The 16,910-nt window shown below is 60.1% G+C and carries 16 protein-coding genes and 1 tRNA gene; 8 read left to right on the forward strand and 9 right to left on the reverse strand.

The genetic code is table 11. The features are described 5' to 3' along the window. Positions 1–509 precede the first annotated feature (509 nt). Complete coding sequence (locus tag ACST81_RS15000) at positions 510–1,118, forward strand: transglutaminase-like cysteine peptidase (protein WP_438748887.1); 609 nt, start codon at positions 510–512, stop codon at positions 1,116–1,118. A gap of 155 nt (positions 1,119–1,273) precedes the next feature. On the opposite strand, the gene ACST81_RS15005 is transcribed toward ACST81_RS15000, so the two are convergent. After that, positions 1,274–1,588, reverse strand: coding sequence for a DUF6949 family protein (locus ACST81_RS15005; protein ID WP_438748888.1), 315 nt, complete (start codon positions 1,586–1,588; stop codon positions 1,274–1,276). A 148-nt stretch (positions 1,589–1,736) separates the two neighbouring features. Here ACST81_RS15005 and ACST81_RS15010 point away from each other — a divergent pair, with 148 nt between their 5' ends. The 3 genes from ACST81_RS15010 (at position 1,737) to ACST81_RS15020 (ending at position 4,533) form a co-directional block, all read left to right on the forward strand. Continuing rightward, entirely contained in the window at positions 1,737–2,468 is a 732-nt protein-coding gene (locus ACST81_RS15010; protein ID WP_438748890.1) for a hypothetical protein, read from the forward strand. Positions 2,469–2,673: 205 nt separating this feature from the next. Then, the gene (locus ACST81_RS15015) at positions 2,674–4,131 is read left to right on the forward strand and encodes an SPOR domain-containing protein (RefSeq protein WP_438748891.1); all 1,458 of its coding nucleotides are present in this window, start codon (positions 2,674–2,676) and stop codon (positions 4,129–4,131) included. 132 nt (positions 4,132–4,263) lie between these two features. After that, entirely contained in the window at positions 4,264–4,533 is a 270-nt protein-coding gene (locus ACST81_RS15020) for a hypothetical protein (RefSeq protein ID WP_438748892.1), read from the forward strand. Between the two features lie 159 nt (positions 4,534–4,692). On the opposite strand, the gene ACST81_RS15025 is transcribed toward ACST81_RS15020, so the two are convergent. The 3 genes from ACST81_RS15025 to ACST81_RS15035 all read right to left on the reverse strand — a co-directional run bounded on the left by ACST81_RS15025 (position 4,693) and on the right by ACST81_RS15035 (position 8,788). Then, positions 4,693–6,732, reverse strand: coding sequence for a calcium-binding protein (locus tag ACST81_RS15025; protein ID WP_438748894.1), 2,040 nt, complete (start codon positions 6,730–6,732; stop codon positions 4,693–4,695). Between the two features lie 146 nt (positions 6,733–6,878). Beyond that, positions 6,879–7,316, reverse strand: coding sequence for a DUF1489 family protein (locus ACST81_RS15030; protein ID WP_438748895.1), 438 nt, complete (start codon positions 7,314–7,316; stop codon positions 6,879–6,881). Positions 7,317–7,387: 71 nt separating this feature from the next. Further along, on the reverse strand, positions 7,388–8,788 hold the full coding sequence (locus ACST81_RS15035; RefSeq protein ID WP_438748896.1) for an L-serine ammonia-lyase: 1,401 nt from the start codon (positions 8,786–8,788) through the stop codon (positions 7,388–7,390). Positions 8,789–9,052: 264 nt separating this feature from the next. On the opposite strand from ACST81_RS15035, the gene ACST81_RS15040 reads away from it, so the two are divergent. Further along, on the forward strand, positions 9,053–9,745 hold the full coding sequence (locus tag ACST81_RS15040; protein ID WP_438748897.1) for a DUF599 domain-containing protein: 693 nt from the start codon (positions 9,053–9,055) through the stop codon (positions 9,743–9,745). A gap of 81 nt (positions 9,746–9,826) precedes the next feature. Continuing rightward, positions 9,827–10,819, forward strand: a complete 993-nt coding sequence (locus tag ACST81_RS15045) for a heparan-alpha-glucosaminide N-acetyltransferase (RefSeq protein ID WP_438748899.1) — start codon at positions 9,827–9,829, stop codon at positions 10,817–10,819. Between the two features lie 270 nt (positions 10,820–11,089). Here the strand turns inward: ACST81_RS15045 and ACST81_RS15050 are convergent, their stop codons facing one another. Together ACST81_RS15050 and mgtE are read right to left on the reverse strand one after the other, a co-directional pair. Next, complete coding sequence (locus ACST81_RS15050; RefSeq protein ID WP_325465105.1) at positions 11,090–11,476, reverse strand: MerR family transcriptional regulator; 387 nt, start codon at positions 11,474–11,476, stop codon at positions 11,090–11,092. Between the two features lie 160 nt (positions 11,477–11,636). Continuing rightward, entirely contained in the window at positions 11,637–13,070 is a 1,434-nt protein-coding gene (mgtE, locus tag ACST81_RS15055; protein ID WP_438748901.1) for a magnesium transporter, read from the reverse strand. A gap of 256 nt (positions 13,071–13,326) precedes the next feature. On the opposite strand from mgtE, the gene ACST81_RS15060 reads away from it, so the two are divergent. Continuing rightward, complete coding sequence (locus ACST81_RS15060; protein WP_438748902.1) at positions 13,327–13,827, forward strand: peptide deformylase; 501 nt, start codon at positions 13,327–13,329, stop codon at positions 13,825–13,827. A 199-nt stretch (positions 13,828–14,026) separates the two neighbouring features. On the opposite strand, the gene tnpA is transcribed toward ACST81_RS15060, so the two are convergent. Together tnpA and ACST81_RS15070 are read right to left on the reverse strand one after the other, a co-directional pair. After that, positions 14,027–14,455, reverse strand: coding sequence for an IS200/IS605 family transposase (gene tnpA / locus ACST81_RS15065; RefSeq protein WP_438748904.1), 429 nt, complete (start codon positions 14,453–14,455; stop codon positions 14,027–14,029). Between the two features lie 145 nt (positions 14,456–14,600). Then, positions 14,601–14,685 (reverse strand) — tRNA-Leu (locus ACST81_RS15070). Between the two features lie 193 nt (positions 14,686–14,878). Between ACST81_RS15070 and lipB the strand changes: the two genes are divergently transcribed. Next, the gene (gene lipB / locus ACST81_RS15075) at positions 14,879–15,628 is read left to right on the forward strand and encodes a lipoyl(octanoyl) transferase LipB (RefSeq protein ID WP_438748906.1); all 750 of its coding nucleotides are present in this window, start codon (positions 14,879–14,881) and stop codon (positions 15,626–15,628) included. Here lipB and ACST81_RS15080 read toward each other — a convergent pair. Next, a complete protein-coding gene (locus ACST81_RS15080) occupies positions 15,601–16,863 on the reverse strand; it encodes a hypothetical protein (RefSeq protein ID WP_438748907.1) in 1,263 nt (420 codons plus the stop codon). The two genes, lipB and ACST81_RS15080, sit on opposite strands and share 28 nt — an antisense overlap. Between the last annotated feature and the right edge of the window lie 47 nt (positions 16,864–16,910).

Raw genomic sequence — 16,910 nt, forward strand, 5'->3', positions numbered from 1 at the left:
ACAATGTCTCATCGTGAATCCGAAGATTTGCTCTGTCGGACGCTCCGTTCTGGCACACAAAGCGACAATTTCCGCAGATTCGCATCGTCTCGACCAAAAAAATGTGCTGGAATGAAAATAATTTTGGCATCTCCGAGCGCATTTCAGCCCTGAAATCACCACCCACTCCGAGACATAAAGTCTAGCTTCAGCGTTGCTTCGGTGCGATGGCGCTGTTACTCGGGCAGCGGTGAGCGAAGCCGTCGCATGCATCGCGGCGGGCTCTCCGACATAGGAATTCAATATCTACAATGGGTTGCATGGTTACCAATTTTTATGACCGCGGCCTATTTCCATGGATTTCAGTTAAATTTTATGCGTAATTGAGTCAAAATCGCCTTAATATTGATTAAAATTAAATTCGAGTTTTATACTTATTAGATTTGTATTTGTACTTATTTTTACTTCCGATTTTCGCGAGCAATAAAAATCTCGCTGTCATTGTCATCTCCAGAACGGGGAAACAAACAATGACAACGAAAACATTCCTGAAGGCCGGCCTGCTCGGCGCACTCTTTGCGGGACTGGCAGCACAAGTCGCCCTCGCCTTTCCGGCCAACATGACCACCGGTGGCCCGAGCAATCCGCCGGTCGGACATTATGAATTCTGCAAGAGCATGCCGCAGGAATGCCGCGCCAATCCCGGCGGCACCGAGCCGACGGTCCTCACCCGCGACGGCTGGAAGAAAATCCTCGAGGTTAACTACGACGTCAACGAGACGGTGACGCCGATGACGGACAAGGAGATCTACGGTGTCGAGGAACGCTGGACCTATCCCGATAAGGTCGGCGATTGCGAGGACTATGTGCTCCTCAAGCGCAAGAAGCTGACACAGGCGGGCTTCTCGCCATCCAACCTGCTGATCACCGTCGTGCTGCAGCCCAATGGCGAAGGCCATGCGGTGCTGACCGTCAGGACCGATCGCGGCGACTTCGTTCTCGACAACATGCGCAACAAGGTGCTGTTGTGGTCGAACACCGAATACACGTTCCTCAAGCGGCAATCGGAAAAGAATTCCGGCCGATGGGTCAAACTGCAGGATGGCCGGACCACCGCCGTCGGCAGCGTCAGCCAGTAACCGACAATTTGCGAGACAGACGCGGACCGGCTCAGGATGCCTGGTTCGCGGATGAAAAGGGCTTCGGTCAGTCCCCAACCCCGTCCCAGACCAAGGCCCTGCTGGCCGGTTCCGCTGTCCCCGGAACCGGCCTTTTTCTTTGGGCCATCACCCGATCACAGCACCTGCATTCCAAGCAGGCCGGCGCAGCGGACAATGACGACACCATAGCAGCAGGCCCATCCGAGCCCGACCATGGCGGCGAGAGCCGTATCGACGGCCGCCAGTCCGTTTTCACGACGCATCCGCAGGACCGATTGGGCAAACAAGGCCGGTCCAGCAAATATGGCCAAGAAGATGGCGAAGGGCCGGAAATTGTCGGTCCACACTTCCTGCACCGACGGCCAATGCCCGCGCGCCGCCACGCGGGCGATATCCAGCACGATGAAGGAGACACCGAAGCCGGCGGCAAGAAGGGTCAGAATCGTCACGAAATTCATCGAAAATTAACCATGTTGAAGCAGCGTTGCAGTCACTCCTCGCTGGAGCAATTTGCGTGCCGCAAAAGCTGTTTCGATTCGAGACACGGAAGCGCCCGGCGATACCCCTTCTTAACCACATGAAGAACGCAATCCGTCGATGACAAGCAATCCCGCCGCGGCCTCCGACGATCATGGCCCACTGATTTCTCCCCGTTTCGTCTATGGCCTGACGGCTGTCGTCGTCGGACTTGCGGCTCTGACGGCCACGATCAACATGAGCGGACGCTGGTATGGCGAAAAGCTGGCGCTGGCGGGACACACGACCAGCAGGGAGGCCAACGATCTGTTCATCGGGCAGGATCACCTTCGTCTGCCATCCAACGTCATCCGCTTCGAGGAACAGCGCATCACAGGCGTCGTCGAGCGCGCCGACCTCTATCTTACCTGGCCGGACATGCGAGGCTATACCGACGAGACCCGCACCCTGTTCAACGACGTCAACCAGCCGGAATCGCTGATCTTCGTCGAGATCTCGCAGAGCACCATGTCGCGCGACATGTCAGGCCGGCTGGAACCGATCTACCAGCACATTTTCGACGGCGCCGCCCTGCCCGGCCCGGCGGGACTTGAGCGTCACGTGCTGAAGGAAAATTCCGGTTATGGCGAAGAGGTTTTTTTCACCGCGCCAAGAAACGGCACCACACCCTATACCGTCCGCTGCCTGATGCCGAAGACACCTGAGATGTCGACCAGCGCCGATTGCCAGCGCGATATTCACGCGGGCCGTGATCTTGTTGTGCTTTACCGCTTTTCCAGCCAATTGCTGCCACAATGGCAGGTCATCGACAGCGCTGTCGCGAACTATGTGAACAGCAAGCTGGTTCGCTGAGATCGACCGTGGGGCAGCGCCCGAATGGGCGCCACCCGACACTTGCCGCCGGACGACCGTCCCAAATTCAAGACGTCCGATTATGGAAACCAATCATTCATCATAAACCGATTGGTAACGCTATCCCGATACAGTTTTCAGAACGGTCGTTTCTGGAGGCGACGCCCGGACGATATTTGTGAGAAATGCGATGAAGAGTAGTGCGATGTCCAAATCAATATTCAACGGTTCCGTTCAAAGCACCCCCGTTCCATTCTTCAAAAGGGCTTGCCGTCTGTTGATGGTTTCCATGGTCGCGTCGTTTGCCTTTGCGACCGCCGCTTCGGCTGCAAAATATGCAGGTATCGTTGTTGATGCCAAGACCGGCAAGGTTCTCTACAGCGAAGACGCGGACAGCCTGCGTTATCCGGCGTCGCTCACGAAGATGATGACGCTTTATTTGACCTTCGAGGCGCTGGAAGCCGGCAAGATCACCAAGAACACGCCTGTTTCCTTCTCCAAGAACGCCTCCGCGGAACCGCCGTCGAAGCTCGGCGTGCGCTCGGGCAAGTCCATCACCGTGGAACAGGCTATCCTGGCGCTGGTGACGCGCTCGGCCAACGATGCCGCGACCGCGCTTGGCGAAATGCTGGGTGGTTCCGAAGATCGCTTCGCCCGCATCATGACCAACAAGGCGCGTGCGCTCGGCATGACTCGCACCACCTATCGCAACGCCAACGGCCTGCCGAACGGTGCGCAGATGACGACGGCGCGCGACCAGGCTCGGCTCGGCATGGCGCTTCGTCAGCATTTCCCGCAGTATTACGGCTATTTCTCCACCCGTAGCTTCAAATTCGGTAAGCAGACAATCGGCAACCACAACCGCCTGCTCGGCAATGTGCGCGGCGTCGATGGCATCAAGACCGGTTTCACCAACGCTTCCGGCTTCAATCTTGTGACCTCGGCACAGGCTGACGGCCGCAGCATTGTCGGCGTCGTCCTCGGCGGCAAGTCCGGCGGCGCGCGCGACGCCCAGATGCGGGCGCTGGTTGCAAAATACATGCCTGCGGCCTCGCGCCGTGGCGGCGGCAACCTTGTTGCCGAAACGGCCGACGCCCCGACCATGCAGCAGCAGCCTGAAATGGCAGCAGCCACAACCGGTGGCAGCTTCAACCTGCCCAACAACGGCCCGGTTCCGGATTTCCGCTATAGTGGCGAGGAAACCACAAAGAGCATCGAGGTGGCCTATGCCGAGCCGGTCAAGGCCAGCGCAAACCCGGTCCTGAACGACAACGTCATGCCCAATACACTGGAAGCCCAGAGCCAGAAAATCGCCAAGGCTTCGCCGGTCCCGGCTGTCGACGTCGACAACCAGATCACCAATTCCGTTGCCAAGAAGAAGCAGGCCGTCACGGAAACCGCTTCGCAAGCCACGCCGACGGGCTGGGTCATCCAGATCGGCGCAACGCCGGACAAGGACCAGGCAATGACCATGCTTGAGAACGCCAAGGGCAAGGGCGGCAAGGCGCTGCGCGGCGCCACCCCGTTCACCGTGGCCTTCGCCAGCGGCGACGGCCATCTCTATCGGGCTCGCTTCGGCGGCTTTTCCAGCCAGAACAACGCCGTCTCGGCCTGCAAGACGCTCAAGCGCAACGGCTTCGCCTGCTGGGCAAGCCAGCAGTAAAACTTTGAAGGAACGCAAGGCTTTCCAGTGCAATTGTTGATGTTCGGATGTCCTGCGGTGAAGTTTCGATCCCCGGTGTGTTTGTTTTCCGGTGATCCTCCTCGGATTTGGTAGTGCGTAACGAGGTCAGTTATGGGAATGAATGAGAATGGTTCGGGCGTCGTCACGCCTCTTCCGGACAAGAGGCGGAAATCGCCGCGCGCCGGCCTGCATCCGCTGCATGAAGCAGCGATGCGCATCGCCGAACTCGGCAGCCGGCCACGGGCACGAACCAAGGATCTGGTGACGCTGCTTCTGACGCATGGGGCCCGCGCCTGGCGCTCGACCCAGCCGCAAGCGCAGATCCACGTGCATGTCACGTCGCCTTCCGGACATCATCCGATCCGGTTGCGGATCCGTTGAACGCTTGAAGCATCCGCAAAAGCATAAAAGCCCGGCCTTGCTGGGCTTTTATGCTTGATGTCGTCTTAAGCGCCCACGATCCTGTCCGCGCTAATCATTGGCAGGCTTCAAGACTTATGATGATCGCCAAGCAAGGCCAGCGTTACGGCTGCGCACGCTTCAGATCACGACAAAATCGACCGCCGTGATCGAAGGCGCCCCCCACAGCCAAGCGAACCGGACGGCTGCGGTCGCCCCAGTGCCGTCGGCGTCATAGAGGAGGCTCCCATTGGTGGAATTGTAGATGATCCGATCGTCCACGTCTCCAGCGGTTCCGGTCGCGTTGGATATGAACGCGGTTGCCGCGAGCGTGCCGGTCGCCAACCCCGGAAAGTTACGTGCCTCCAGACGAACCGTGTCGTCCGCGACGTTGAAGTCGGTGATCGCATCGACATTGGCACTGGCGTTCAGCGCCGAACTGAACACAAAGATGTCCTCGCCTGCGCCGCCCGTCAATGTGTCATGGCCGCCATAGCCGCGCAGCGTGTCGTTGCCCGCGCCACCATCGATGACATTGGCAAAACCGTCACCGGCCAGCGAGTCTCCATGGTCGGATCCGCGAAGATTGTCGATGAGGTAATATCTGTCGCCCGCCGCATCGCCGTTGTTGTTTGCACGATTTTGCAGGCTGGCGACAACTCTTGCCGTCGCCGTCTGGTAGGACGCGGTATCGCTGCCGCCATCGTCGGTGCCGGTGCGCGCCAAGCCCCGTAGCGTGTCCGCTCCGGCGCCGCCACACAGAACATCGTTTCCGGTGGATCCTTCGAGATAGTCATCGCCGTCGCCGCCATCGAGGGTGTCGTTTCCGATCCCCCCGTTCAGACTGTCATTGCCCGCGTCGCCGAACAGCGTGTCGTCGCCCATCTGGCCGTACAATCTGTTGACGTTGCCGTCGCCATAGAAGGTGTCGGCACGGGGCGTACCGTACAGATCCTCGATACCAACCAGGACGTCGCCTTGAGCCGTGCCGGCATTGAGGGACGAATCGACGAGTGAGACGATGGCACTGCCGCCCATGTTGCCGTAGTCGACCCGGTCGCGGCCCCCTCCGCCATCCATCTGGTCAAATCCGCTTTCGCCGATGAGAATGTCATTGCCATCGCCGCCGAAGAGCTTGTCGTTCCCCATGCCGCCGTACAACCAGTTGGCGTTGTCGTCGCCATAAAACCTGTCGCCAAAATTGGAACCGTGCAGGCCCTCGATGCCGATCAGTACATCGCCTCTGGCCTCGCCGGTATTGATCGACTGATCCGCAAGCGAGACGACGACACCGGAGGAAGAACTGTCGTAACTGGCTATGTCATCATCGCCTGCGCCGCCGTCTATCCAGTCAGCTCCCTTTCCGCCGCGGAAGGTGTCGTCGCCGTTCCCACCGGAGAGCACATCATTCCCGTCTCCGCCGTATATGATATCCCCAGAGTCGCCGCCAATGATCCGGTCATTCCCCGCTTGTCCGCTGAGAGAATTGAAGCCGCCGCCGCCGACGATCACATTGGCACCGTCGTTTCCAACCAGGGTATCGTTGTAATCCGATCCGATGATGTTCTCGATCGAGTTGTAGGTATCGATGAACGCTCCATGGGTGCCCCAGAGATCCATCAGTTGGAGCCAGACACCTGTCGATGAATCCGCGTAGGATACGGTGTCACGGCCAAGGCCGCCGCTGATATAGTTCGAGCCGTCGCCGCCGCTCAGTATGTCGTCGCCACCGCCGCCGCCTAAAGTATTCTTGCCTGCGCCGCCAATGAGGACGTCGTTTCCATCGCCTCCACGCAACTTGTCGGCCTGCGCCGATCCGAAGACGATATCCGACGCCGCCGTCGCGGTAAAATTCGCTGCCACATCAAACAGGGTCACAGTGAAGTCGTTTTCAAGCGCCGCGCCGCCAATATTGTCGTTCAGATAGTAGGAGCCGCTGTCGGTGACACCCGATGCGAGCGTGGCGGAGAATTGGAGTTCCATCGGCCCGTCCAGCGTCTGATGGACATATCCGCCGAACGCGCCGAGTTCGGCGCCTATTTCGCCGTCCCAGACATAATAGCCGAGTTCGTCGTCCAGATATCCCGCCAGATTGTAGGAAAACGACAGCGTGACCTGATTGCCGATACGCTCAACGGTGAATTGCGGCGAAACGCCGGAAACGAAATTGCTGACCAGCATGATGCCCTCCCAAGCACGACACCTTCGAAAGCCTTCAGTTATCGTATCAGGACATGGACTATTCGACAATCTTCGCGTGAACGAAAAACAGAATTCGCACCCATAGATGGAGCATTGCGAACGTAACCCGGTTCGCAGTTGTACTTCTAGAGAAGCCCCAGTTCAGCCAGTTCGCGGCGCAGGTCGAGCGGCATGTCGGCGTCTTCGGCGCCTAGGGCCGACAAATCTCGCGGCGCCTCCGCGGGCTGGAGGTAGCGCCATCCCTGGAAAGCGCGGCGCGGCTGGTAGGCCGTTTCGACGACCTCCGGAGCGAGGAACAGCTTGCAGCGACCAATGCCCTCGGCATCGGTGAAGGTTTCGATGGCGGTGATCTGTTGACGCGCCTGCACCTGGCCCTTGATCACCCAATACAGCGATCCGCCCTCGAGGATTTCTTCGCCTCGTTTGGGCACCATGCGGGTGATGTGGAACGAGTGTGGCTCAAGGCCGGCGGCGATTGCCGTCAGCGCCCGGCGGGCGACCCAGTCACGCAGGTCGTCGATCGAATCCGCCCCGACGCAGAGTTTGATAAGATGCAAGGCCATGGGCGGTGTTGAACACCCGCAGGACGGTCGCGGTCAAGCCTGTTCTCGACCGCTCCACAAATCCCTGCCGGTCAGCATTCCACCACATTGACGGCAAGGCCGCCGGTCGAGGTTTCCTTGTATTTGTCATGCATATCGACGCCGGTCTGGCGCATCGTCTCGATGCAGGCGTCGAGCGGCACGAAATGCTGGCCGTCGCCCTTGATGGCGAGCGAGGCCGCCGTCACGGCCTTGACCGCGCCCAGTGCATTGCGCTCGATGCAGGGAACCTGGACGAGGCCGGCGATCGGATCGCAGGTCATGCCGAGGTGATGTTCGAGCGCGATTTCGGCCGCGTTCTCGATCTGCTCGGGCGTGCCGCCCATGACCGCGGCAAGACCGGCCGCCGCCATGGCCGACGCCGACCCGACCTCGCCCTGACAGCCCACTTCGGCACCGGAGATCGAGGCGTTGAATTTGATAATGCCGCCAATCGCAGCGGCCGTCAGCAGATAGTCGCGGATGCCATGATGATCGGCGTCATCATGGAAATGCAGATAGTAGCGGATCGTTGCCGGAACGACACCGGCAGCGCCATTGGTCGGCGAGGTGACGACCCGGCCGCCGGCCGCGTTCTCCTCATTGACCGCCATGGCGTAGACGCTCAGCCAGTCGTTAGCGAGCAGCGGATTGACCTTGTTGGAGCGCCATTCGTCCTGCAGCTTGTCATGGATCATGCCGGCGCGGCGGCGGACCTTGAGCCCACCCGGCAGGATGCCGGCGCCGTTCAGGCCGCGGTCGATACAGCTTTTCATCGCGTCCCAAATCCGGTCAAGCCCCTCGTCGAGCTCGTCGCGCGACATCGAAACCTCTTCGTTGGCACGCTTCATCTGCGCGATCGACAGGCCGGAACGATCCGCCATGTCCAGCATCTGCCTGGCGGTAGAGAAGGGATAGGGAACCTTGACGCCGCCCGGCTTCGCCTTGCTGTTCTTCATCGCGTCCAGTTCGGTATCGGTGACGACGAAGCCGCCGCCGATCGAATAGTAGATGCGCTTCAGGAGCAGCCGGCCGTCCTTGTCGAAGGCGGAAAAGGACATGCCGTTGGCATGGCCGGGCAGCGGCACCTTCTTGTCGAAAACGAGATCGGTCTTCGGCTGGAATTCGTAGGCCGGATGGCCCGGAGGGGTGATGCGGCCGGTGCGTTCGACCTCGTCGATGATCGGATCCATGCGATCGGGATCGATGCGATCGGGCCGCTCGCCCATCAGGCCAAGGACCACCGCCCTGCCCGAGCCGTGGCCGATGCCGGTAAAGGCGAGCGAACCGTGCAGGCTGGCCTTGATCGATGCGACCGTTGCGTTGCTGGGCCGCGGCCAGTCGCTCGACAGGATCAGGTCGAGAAAGCGGTTAGCCGCCGACATCGGACCCATCGTATGGGAACTGGACGGGCCGATACCGATCTTGAAGACATCAAAAACCGAAAGAAACATTCGAACTCCGCCCTGGGGACTGGATTGGCTGGATGGCCGTACGATAGCGCCGGACCACGATCATAACATCGAAACTAGGCCATACCGCGCTCACCATCAGGCGATCAACCGACATCCGGTCACGCGCATGCGACACGAATACCGTCCTGCGGCCGGGATACCGGTACCTGCCTCATAAGTCGTCACGGCCAGCGCCGGATTTCAAGAGCCTTCGCAAACTTTCGCGATGCCTTGCAATTTTGGCAAACCATGTAAAAAAGACGCATGACACTCACCGACTATATTGCACTGGCGGTTTTCGCGCTCCTGTGGACCGGCTATAATTGGGCGACCGACGGCAAGCTGCAGCTTAAACGCGTCAGCCTGACGCGGCTGATGATGACTCACCGCCGCCGCTGGATCCTCAATTCGCTGACGCGCGACCTCAAGATGATCGACAGCCAGATCGTTGCGGGGTTGCAGGCGGGCACGGCCTTCTTCGCCTCGACGACCATCTTCGCACTCGGCGGCTGTTTCGCGCTGCTCGGTGCCACAGACCAGGTTCAGTCGATCATGAACGATCTGCCCTACGTTTTCCATGGCGGGCGCAGCAGTTTCGAACTGAAGGTCGGCGGACTTGCCTGCCTGTTCGCCTATTCGTTCTTCAAGTTCGCCTGGTCCTACCGGCTGTTCAACTACTGCTCGATCCTGATGGGCGGCATTCCGATGATGTCGGACATGGTGCATGACCGCGCCGGTGCCGAGCGGGCGGCGGAACGGGCCATCCAGGTGAATATCCTCGCTGCCAAGAATTTCAATGCCGGGCTGCGCAGCATCTTCCTGTCGATCGGCTATCTGGGCTGGTTCGTCAGCCCCTATGTGTTCATGGCCCTGACCATCTTCGTCATCTTCGTGCTGGCGCGGCGGCAATTCTACTCTGAAGCACGCGCTGCTCTTCTTGAGAACGCAAACGCCTGAAATCCTCGCAAGCACGGATGATTCGTCGCGCCTGGCGCAAGCTCGCGGCGGTATAAAGCCACCATTGGAAAAGATTGAACCATGTCGATTACCAACGCAGTCACCGAAAACGACAACGGGACGGCGCCGCCAGCGACAACCGCGCGGCCCGGCCGGCTCTGGGTGATCGACGCGCTGCGCGGCGTCGCGCTGATCGCCATGGCGAGCTATCACTTCTCCTGGGATCTTGGTTTCTTCGGCTATATCGATCCGCAGATGGTCGGCACCGGCGCATTCAAGATGTATGCCCGGATGATAGCCGGCACCTTCCTGTTCCTGGCCGGGCTCAGCCTCGTTCTCGGGCATTACCCGGTCATCCGCGTCCGCTCCTTCGCCATCCGCTTCGCCAAGATCGCCGGTGCGGCGCTGGTCATCACCATCGCCACATGGTTCGCCTTTCCGGACGCCTTCATCTTCTTCGGCATCCTGCACGCCATCGCCGCCGCCAGCCTGATCGGCCTTCTCTTCCTGCGACTGCCTCCCGTTTTGACGTTGATCGTGGCGGTTGCGGTCTTCGCGGCGCCCTTGTATCTCCGCTCACCGGTGTTCGACACACCGGCACTCTGGTGGGTCGGCCTGTCGCAGACGCTGCCGCGCTCGAACGACTACGTGCCATTGCTGCCCTGGCTTGCGCCGTTCCTTGCCGGCATCGCCGTGGCGCGCATCGCACTTCGCTTCGGCTGGTTCGACAAACTCAGGAGCGACGGCAGCGCGCGCTGGAAAACCATCCTGGCCACCGCCGGCCGCCACAGCCTGCCGATCTACCTCATACACCAGCCGCTGCTGTTCGGCTGTGTCGCCCTGTTCGCGCAGATGCTGCCCGCCGAAACGCCATTGCACGCAAGCTGCGTTTCCGCCTGCGCGGCCGACAACAGCAAAGCCTTCTGCACGGCCTTCTGTGATTGCACCGTCAAGCAACTTGCAAACAAGAATCTGTTGGAACCACTCAATGCCGGCCAGATCGACGTGGCCACGGACGAGCGCATCTTCACGATCCAGACCCAATGCACCATGGATGCGCAGGCCAAGGAATAGAAAGGCCGATCATCAAACGGTCATCCCTGGCCACCTACCCTTTATGCAGCGCCGAACTATCGTGCACGACAGCCGCTACAGCGCCGTGCGTCATATATGACGCACTCAGGTTCGCTGTAGCACTTTATACCTGCTGCATAATTTCATCCTTAAACCGATTCCGGTTTAAGGAATTATGCAGCAGTGGGTTTGCTAAGGACCACGTCCGTCGCATGGAGCATGAACAATGACGCCGCCGCCGCCGGATTTCCGCCAGGGGCGCTGCGCCGATCAGGTACCGACGCCGATTTCAGCAAGCCGCGTCAGGCAGGCTTCCTCGACATTGTTGAGCTCCTCAAGCGTTTCCTCGATGTCCTTGCGCTTCTGGTTGAGATCGTCGCGCTTTTCCTCGACACGCTTCATCAGCAGGCGCAATTGACCAGCCTCGCCCGGCGGATCGCGGTAGACCTGAATGATTTCGCGGATTTCGGCGATGGTGAAGCCGATACGGCGACCGCGCAGAATCTCCATGATCAGACGCCGATCGGCCGAGCGGAACAGCCGGGTGCGGCCACGCCGTTCCGGATGGATCAGCCCCTCATCCTCGTAGAAGCGCAGCGTCCGGGTCGAAACCCCGAATTCCCGTGTCAACTCGGTAATGGTATAATACTTGTTCACGCCTGCCTCGCCTGGAGCCGCATCTTTCACAATGCGCCGCGAAGCGACGGAAATGAAAATGCGGCTAAACTGTCGCGCCGGTCACCTCGCCTGAAACGATGCCGCTGCGATATTGAGGCTCACTCTGATTGACTTTGACGTAAAAGTCAAATTTTTCACATCAATTCATGCCGATGTGAAACCACCAGGTGGCGAGACCAAGGAAGGCAAAAAAGCCGGTCACATCCGTCACCGTCGTCACGAAAACCGCCGAGGACACGGCCGGATCGGCGCCGAACCGATCCAGCAGCAGCGGGATCATGATGCCGGCTAGCGCTGCGGCGATCATGTTGATCAACATGGCGACTGCGATGATGCCACCGATATTGACGTCCTGGAACCAGGCGCCGGCGGCGATGCCGATCAACACGCCGAACAGCAGTCCGTTCAAAAGCCCGACGCCCGCCTCGCGGCGGATAACGCGGAAGGCATTGTGAATGTCAAGATTGCGGGTCGCAAGCGCGCGCACGGTGACCGTCATCGTCTGCGACCCGGCATTGCCGCCCATGCCGGCAACAATCGGCATCAGCACAGCGAGCGCCACGATCTGCTGGATCGTGGCATCGAAAAGGCTGATGACAGAGGCGGCCAGGAAGGCCGTCAGCAAATTGACCAGCAACCAGACGACGCGCGAGCGGGAGGCATCGATGATCGAGTCGGACAGTTCTTCGTCGCCGACACCGCCGAGGCGCATCAGGTCTTCTTCCGCCTCTTCCTGGATGACATCGACGACGTCGTCGATGGTCAGTACGCCGACCAGCCGGTTGTTCTCGTCGACCACGGCAGCGGAGAGAAGGTCGTACTGCTCGAAAAGCTGGGCCGCCTCTTCCTGGTCCATCTCGGCCGGCACCGGATGATTGGTCTCGCGCATGATGGTCTCGATCTTCACCGAGCGCTTGGAACGCAAGAGGCGGTCGAGATCGAGCGCGCCCAAAAGCTTGAAGGTCGGGTCGATGACGAAGATCTGGGTGAAGCTTTCCGGAAGATCGTCGTCCTCGCGCATGTAGTCGATCGTTTGTCCGACGGTCCAGAACGGCGGCACCGCCACGAACTCCGTCTGCATACGGCGGCCCGCCGTGCTTTCCGGATAATCCAGCGAACGCCGCAATCGAACCCGTTCCGTGAAGGACAGCTTCGACAGGATCTCTTCCTGATCCTCCTGATCGAGGTCTTCCAGAATGTAGACCGCGTCGTCGGAATCCATCTCACCGAGTGCGGCGGCAATCTGTTCGTTCGGCAGGTGCTCGACAATATCGAGACGGATTGCCTCGTCGACTTCCGTCAGCGCCGAAAGATCGAAGTCATCGCCGAGCAGGGAGACGAGCGCACGGCGCTGCTCGGGCTGGATCGCTTCGAGCACGTCACCCATTTCGGACGCATGCAGGCGGGCCACGTGCTGACGCAGGTACAGGAGATCGCGGTCGGCGATCGCCGCGCCGACATGCATCAGGTAATCGGAGCGGACCGAGCCGTCTTCTGCGTAGATGTCGGAGCCGTTGTAGGCGTCGTCTTCCACGACCCTGCGCTCATTTTCCTGTTCGCCGGTTCCGCTCATGTGCCCGCCCTCAAGAGAATGTCAGCCATCCGAAAGACCGGTCAGAAGCCGGGCTGGAGCAGGAAGGCGATGTGATAGACCGGTGGCCACGGCGAACTGAAGAAGCGAGCCGCACACCTGTGCTAACCCAACAAACGGATGAGGTCCACAGGCGGTTTCATACGCCGACGGCCGGCCCCTGCACTTTTGCCCAAGCTGTTGCAAAATCATGTGAATTGTATAGCTCTTGAGACATCAGAATTGCTGGAGCCAGCCCTTGCCGATACGAACGATCCTGCGGTTTCCCGATGCGCGACTGCAGAAGCCGGCAGCCCCCGTCGAACGGTTCGACGCCGATCTTGCGGCCCTTGCCACCGACCTGCTCGATACGATGCGGGCAGCACCGGGCATCGGCATCACCGCCCCGCATATCGGCGTGCTGCAGCGGCTGACGGTGATCGAGCTCGACGCCGCCTCGGGCGTGCGGACGTATGTGAACCCTCGGATCATCCGGTCCTCAACGGAGACGATCTCGCATGTCGAGGGCAGCGTCTCCATGCCGGGGATCACCGAGGACGTGGTGCGTCCTCGCGCGATCCGCGTGCGTTACCAGACGCTCTCCGGAGATACCTTGGAAGAAGACGCCGATGGCCTCCTCTGCATCTGCCTCCAGCACGAGATCGACCAACTTGATGGAACGTTCTGGCTGCAGCGCCTGTCACGTCTGAAACGAGACCGCGCGATAAAGCGCTTCGCCAGGCAGGAAAAGGCTGGGTGATCGAACCGAAGTCGGGCGTTTCTCATGACCAGGAGGGACGGGAGATGGTCGTTCGGCGAATGACAAAACCCACACCGGTGTCCAATCTCTAATCAGATCGCTTTGGCCTATCCGTTTGAAAAGGCAAAGTCATGACCTCCACCAAAGGTGGAGGTTTGAAACGCTGCGCTTGAACCACTAGAAGTGGTTTTGTTAGCGCTTAGTAGCTACGATTGAAGAGGTCGGCAAAGTCGGAAGCTTTGTCGGCCTTTTCCTGATTGCGGATATATTGTCTGACGACCTGCTCGTTGTAGCCCGTCGTCGAAACGAAATACCCGCGTGCCCAAAAGTGATATCCCTTATAGCGGCGCTTGCGCGCGTATTTGTTCGCAACATAAAGAGCCGTCTTGCCCTTCAGAAAGCCAACAATATACGCCACTGAGTATTTCGGCGGGATCGAGATCAGCACGTGGTCGGGCATCAAATGACCCTCCTCGATTTGGCAACCCTTTTGCTGCGCCAGACGACGCAAGAGTTCCCCCAATTCACGCCGTACGTCCCCGTAGAGTCTTTTCGTCCGGTATTTGCTGCCAAAAACAACGTGATACTTACAGTCCCACGTCGCATGCGAGAGCGTCTTTTCATCCATATAACCTCCTTGTTCGAAATCTGGGCCATCCCAGTGGTTCAAGCAGGAGGTCTCTCAACTACAGTGTAGAACTCGTCCAGTCCTCCACCGTAGGTGGAGGTTTATTTATCGACATAACAAAAAACCCGGCTGAAAGCCGGGTTCTTGGTGCGGTCGAGAAGACTCGAACTTCCACGGGTTGCCCCACAGCGACCTCAACGCTGCGCGTCTACCAATTCCGCCACGACCGCATCGTGGTAGCGCCGAATTGCTCCGGCGGGGCTGCATGTAGCAAAAGCATTTGGGGGGCACAAGGGCATGATGACAGAAAGTTGTCGGTCGGATGAACTATTTCAACAGGGCCGATACGGACCCTTTGAGAATGCTGGACTCTTGGGCCTTTGCGTACCATTTAAAAACAAACGCAACTGGATTTGCCGCGCGATGCAACGCGAAAGCCTTGAAAAAACATTCCTTGCCGAACCCGACTGTCCGCCGGTGCGCTGGAGAATCGCCTCCTCCCTCGTCGATTACGATGGTGCGATCGAAACCATGGAGCGCGAGGTCGCGGCGATTTCGGCCGGAGAAGCGAACGAACTCGTCTGGCTTGTCGAGCATCCGCCGCTCTATACCGCCGGCACCAGCGCCGATTCCGCCGATCTGGTGATGCCCGACCGATTCCCGGTCCACAAGACCGGCCGTGGCGGCGAATACACCTATCATGGCCCCGGGCAACGGGTCGTCTATGTCATGCTCGACCTGAAGCGGCGCCGGCAGGACGTGCGCGCCTACGTCGCCGCAATCGAGGAGCTCGCGATCGAGACGCTGGCGAGCATGAACGTGAAGGGCGAGCGCCGCGAAGACCGGGTCGGCGTCTGGGTACGGCGGCCGGAGCGCCCTGCCCTTGCCGATGGCTCGACGGCCGAGGACAAGATTGCCGCCATCGGCATCCGGCTGCGCAAATGGGTGAGCTTTCACGGCATGTCGCTGAATGTCGATCCGGATCTCGATCATTTCGGCGGCATCGTGCCCTGCGGCATCCGTGGCTATGGTGTGACCAGCCTGGTCGATCTCGGTCTGCCGGTGATGATGACGGACGTGGATATCAAGCTGCGCCAGGCCTTCGAGCAGATTTTTGGTCCGACGGTAACCGAGGTGCTTCCCGTTCAGGAAAACAGCCGGTCCGTCGCGTAGACGATGGCATAGCTGTGCAGCACGAGGGCTGCATAGAGGCCGAAGCCACTGAAAATGCGCTGGCCGCCGGTCATCTCGTCCAGTTGATGGCGCGGCTTGACGCCGCCCTTGCCCATCAGACTGAGCAGCGCAAAGACGGCAAGGCCGGCAACCAGTGCCTGCGACGACACGCCGATGCGCCAGCCGACACCCAGGATGACCAGCGTCACCAGGAAACTGCCGACGGTCAGGCTGAGCCGCGAGCGGAACACCTGGCGAAGCACCTGGCCGCCGTCGAAACGGTTCATCGGCAGAAGATTGAGCAGGTTGAAAGCGCCGAGGATCAGGAGGAAGATCAGGATCGTCGGCCCGGAGACGAAACCGAGCAGACCCTGCCCGCCCGCCTCGTGCAGGGCAATCGCCATGGGAATGAAGAAGGCCGACATGCCTGCCCCCATCAACGCGCAGGTCGCCACCTCGAACAGCGAATTATACGGCCGTCCGCCGATGGCGACGCCACCCAGCAGAGGCACGAAGATCATCCGTACCGTCTTATGACCGAAGGCGCGGTAGGCGGCCATATGGCCGAGTTCGTGCAGGACGATGACCAGCGTCAGCAGCGCCGACAGCATCAGCCCGCTGCTGTCGAGCCCGAAGAAGGGCCACAGCAGCAGCGTCGACAGGACGGCAAGGCCACACTGGACGGCAGGATGTTCGAAGCCGGCGCGCACCGGCTTGCTCTCGCCTGTCGCAAGCCATTGCCTGAGGGCGCTGACCTCACGGCGCAGGGCGAAGAAGCGGAAGATCAGGAAGGCAAAGCCGCGATATCGGTCGGTCTGCTCGATCGTCAGTTCCACAGTGTCACCGAAATCGTCGAGACGGCGCATCTCGCGAAAATCCTTCCAGAAGGACGCGTCGAGGGCGCTGTCATCGAGGACACGGGACGTGTAGCCGTATCCGCTTTCCTCCGCCGCAATCTCGAATGTCCGAACGATCGGCTGGCCGTGCCGATCGAGATGCGTGAAAGTCTGGCGGACGTGATTTTCGGCACCGGGCAGGATTTGGCTCGTCAACACGGAATGATGCCAATCGGCAGCCGAGCCCAGCGGCGACACGGCGCTCCACACCTTTTCGGCGGGCGCGGACAAGAGAGCGCGCGCCCGCAGTGTGCGCAGACCGAGCGGCGCTGCCATCAGCAGCCAGAGCAGGCCGATATTGATGACCAGAAGCACGATCGCCGATAGGTGCGTCGTCATGTGCGTTCTCCACTGTCGTCGGCGGAACGCTAACCGCAGAGCATGAA

The organism is Pararhizobium sp. O133, from assembly GCF_051669845.1.
Taxonomy (GTDB): Bacteria; Pseudomonadota; Alphaproteobacteria; order Rhizobiales; family Rhizobiaceae; genus Pararhizobium.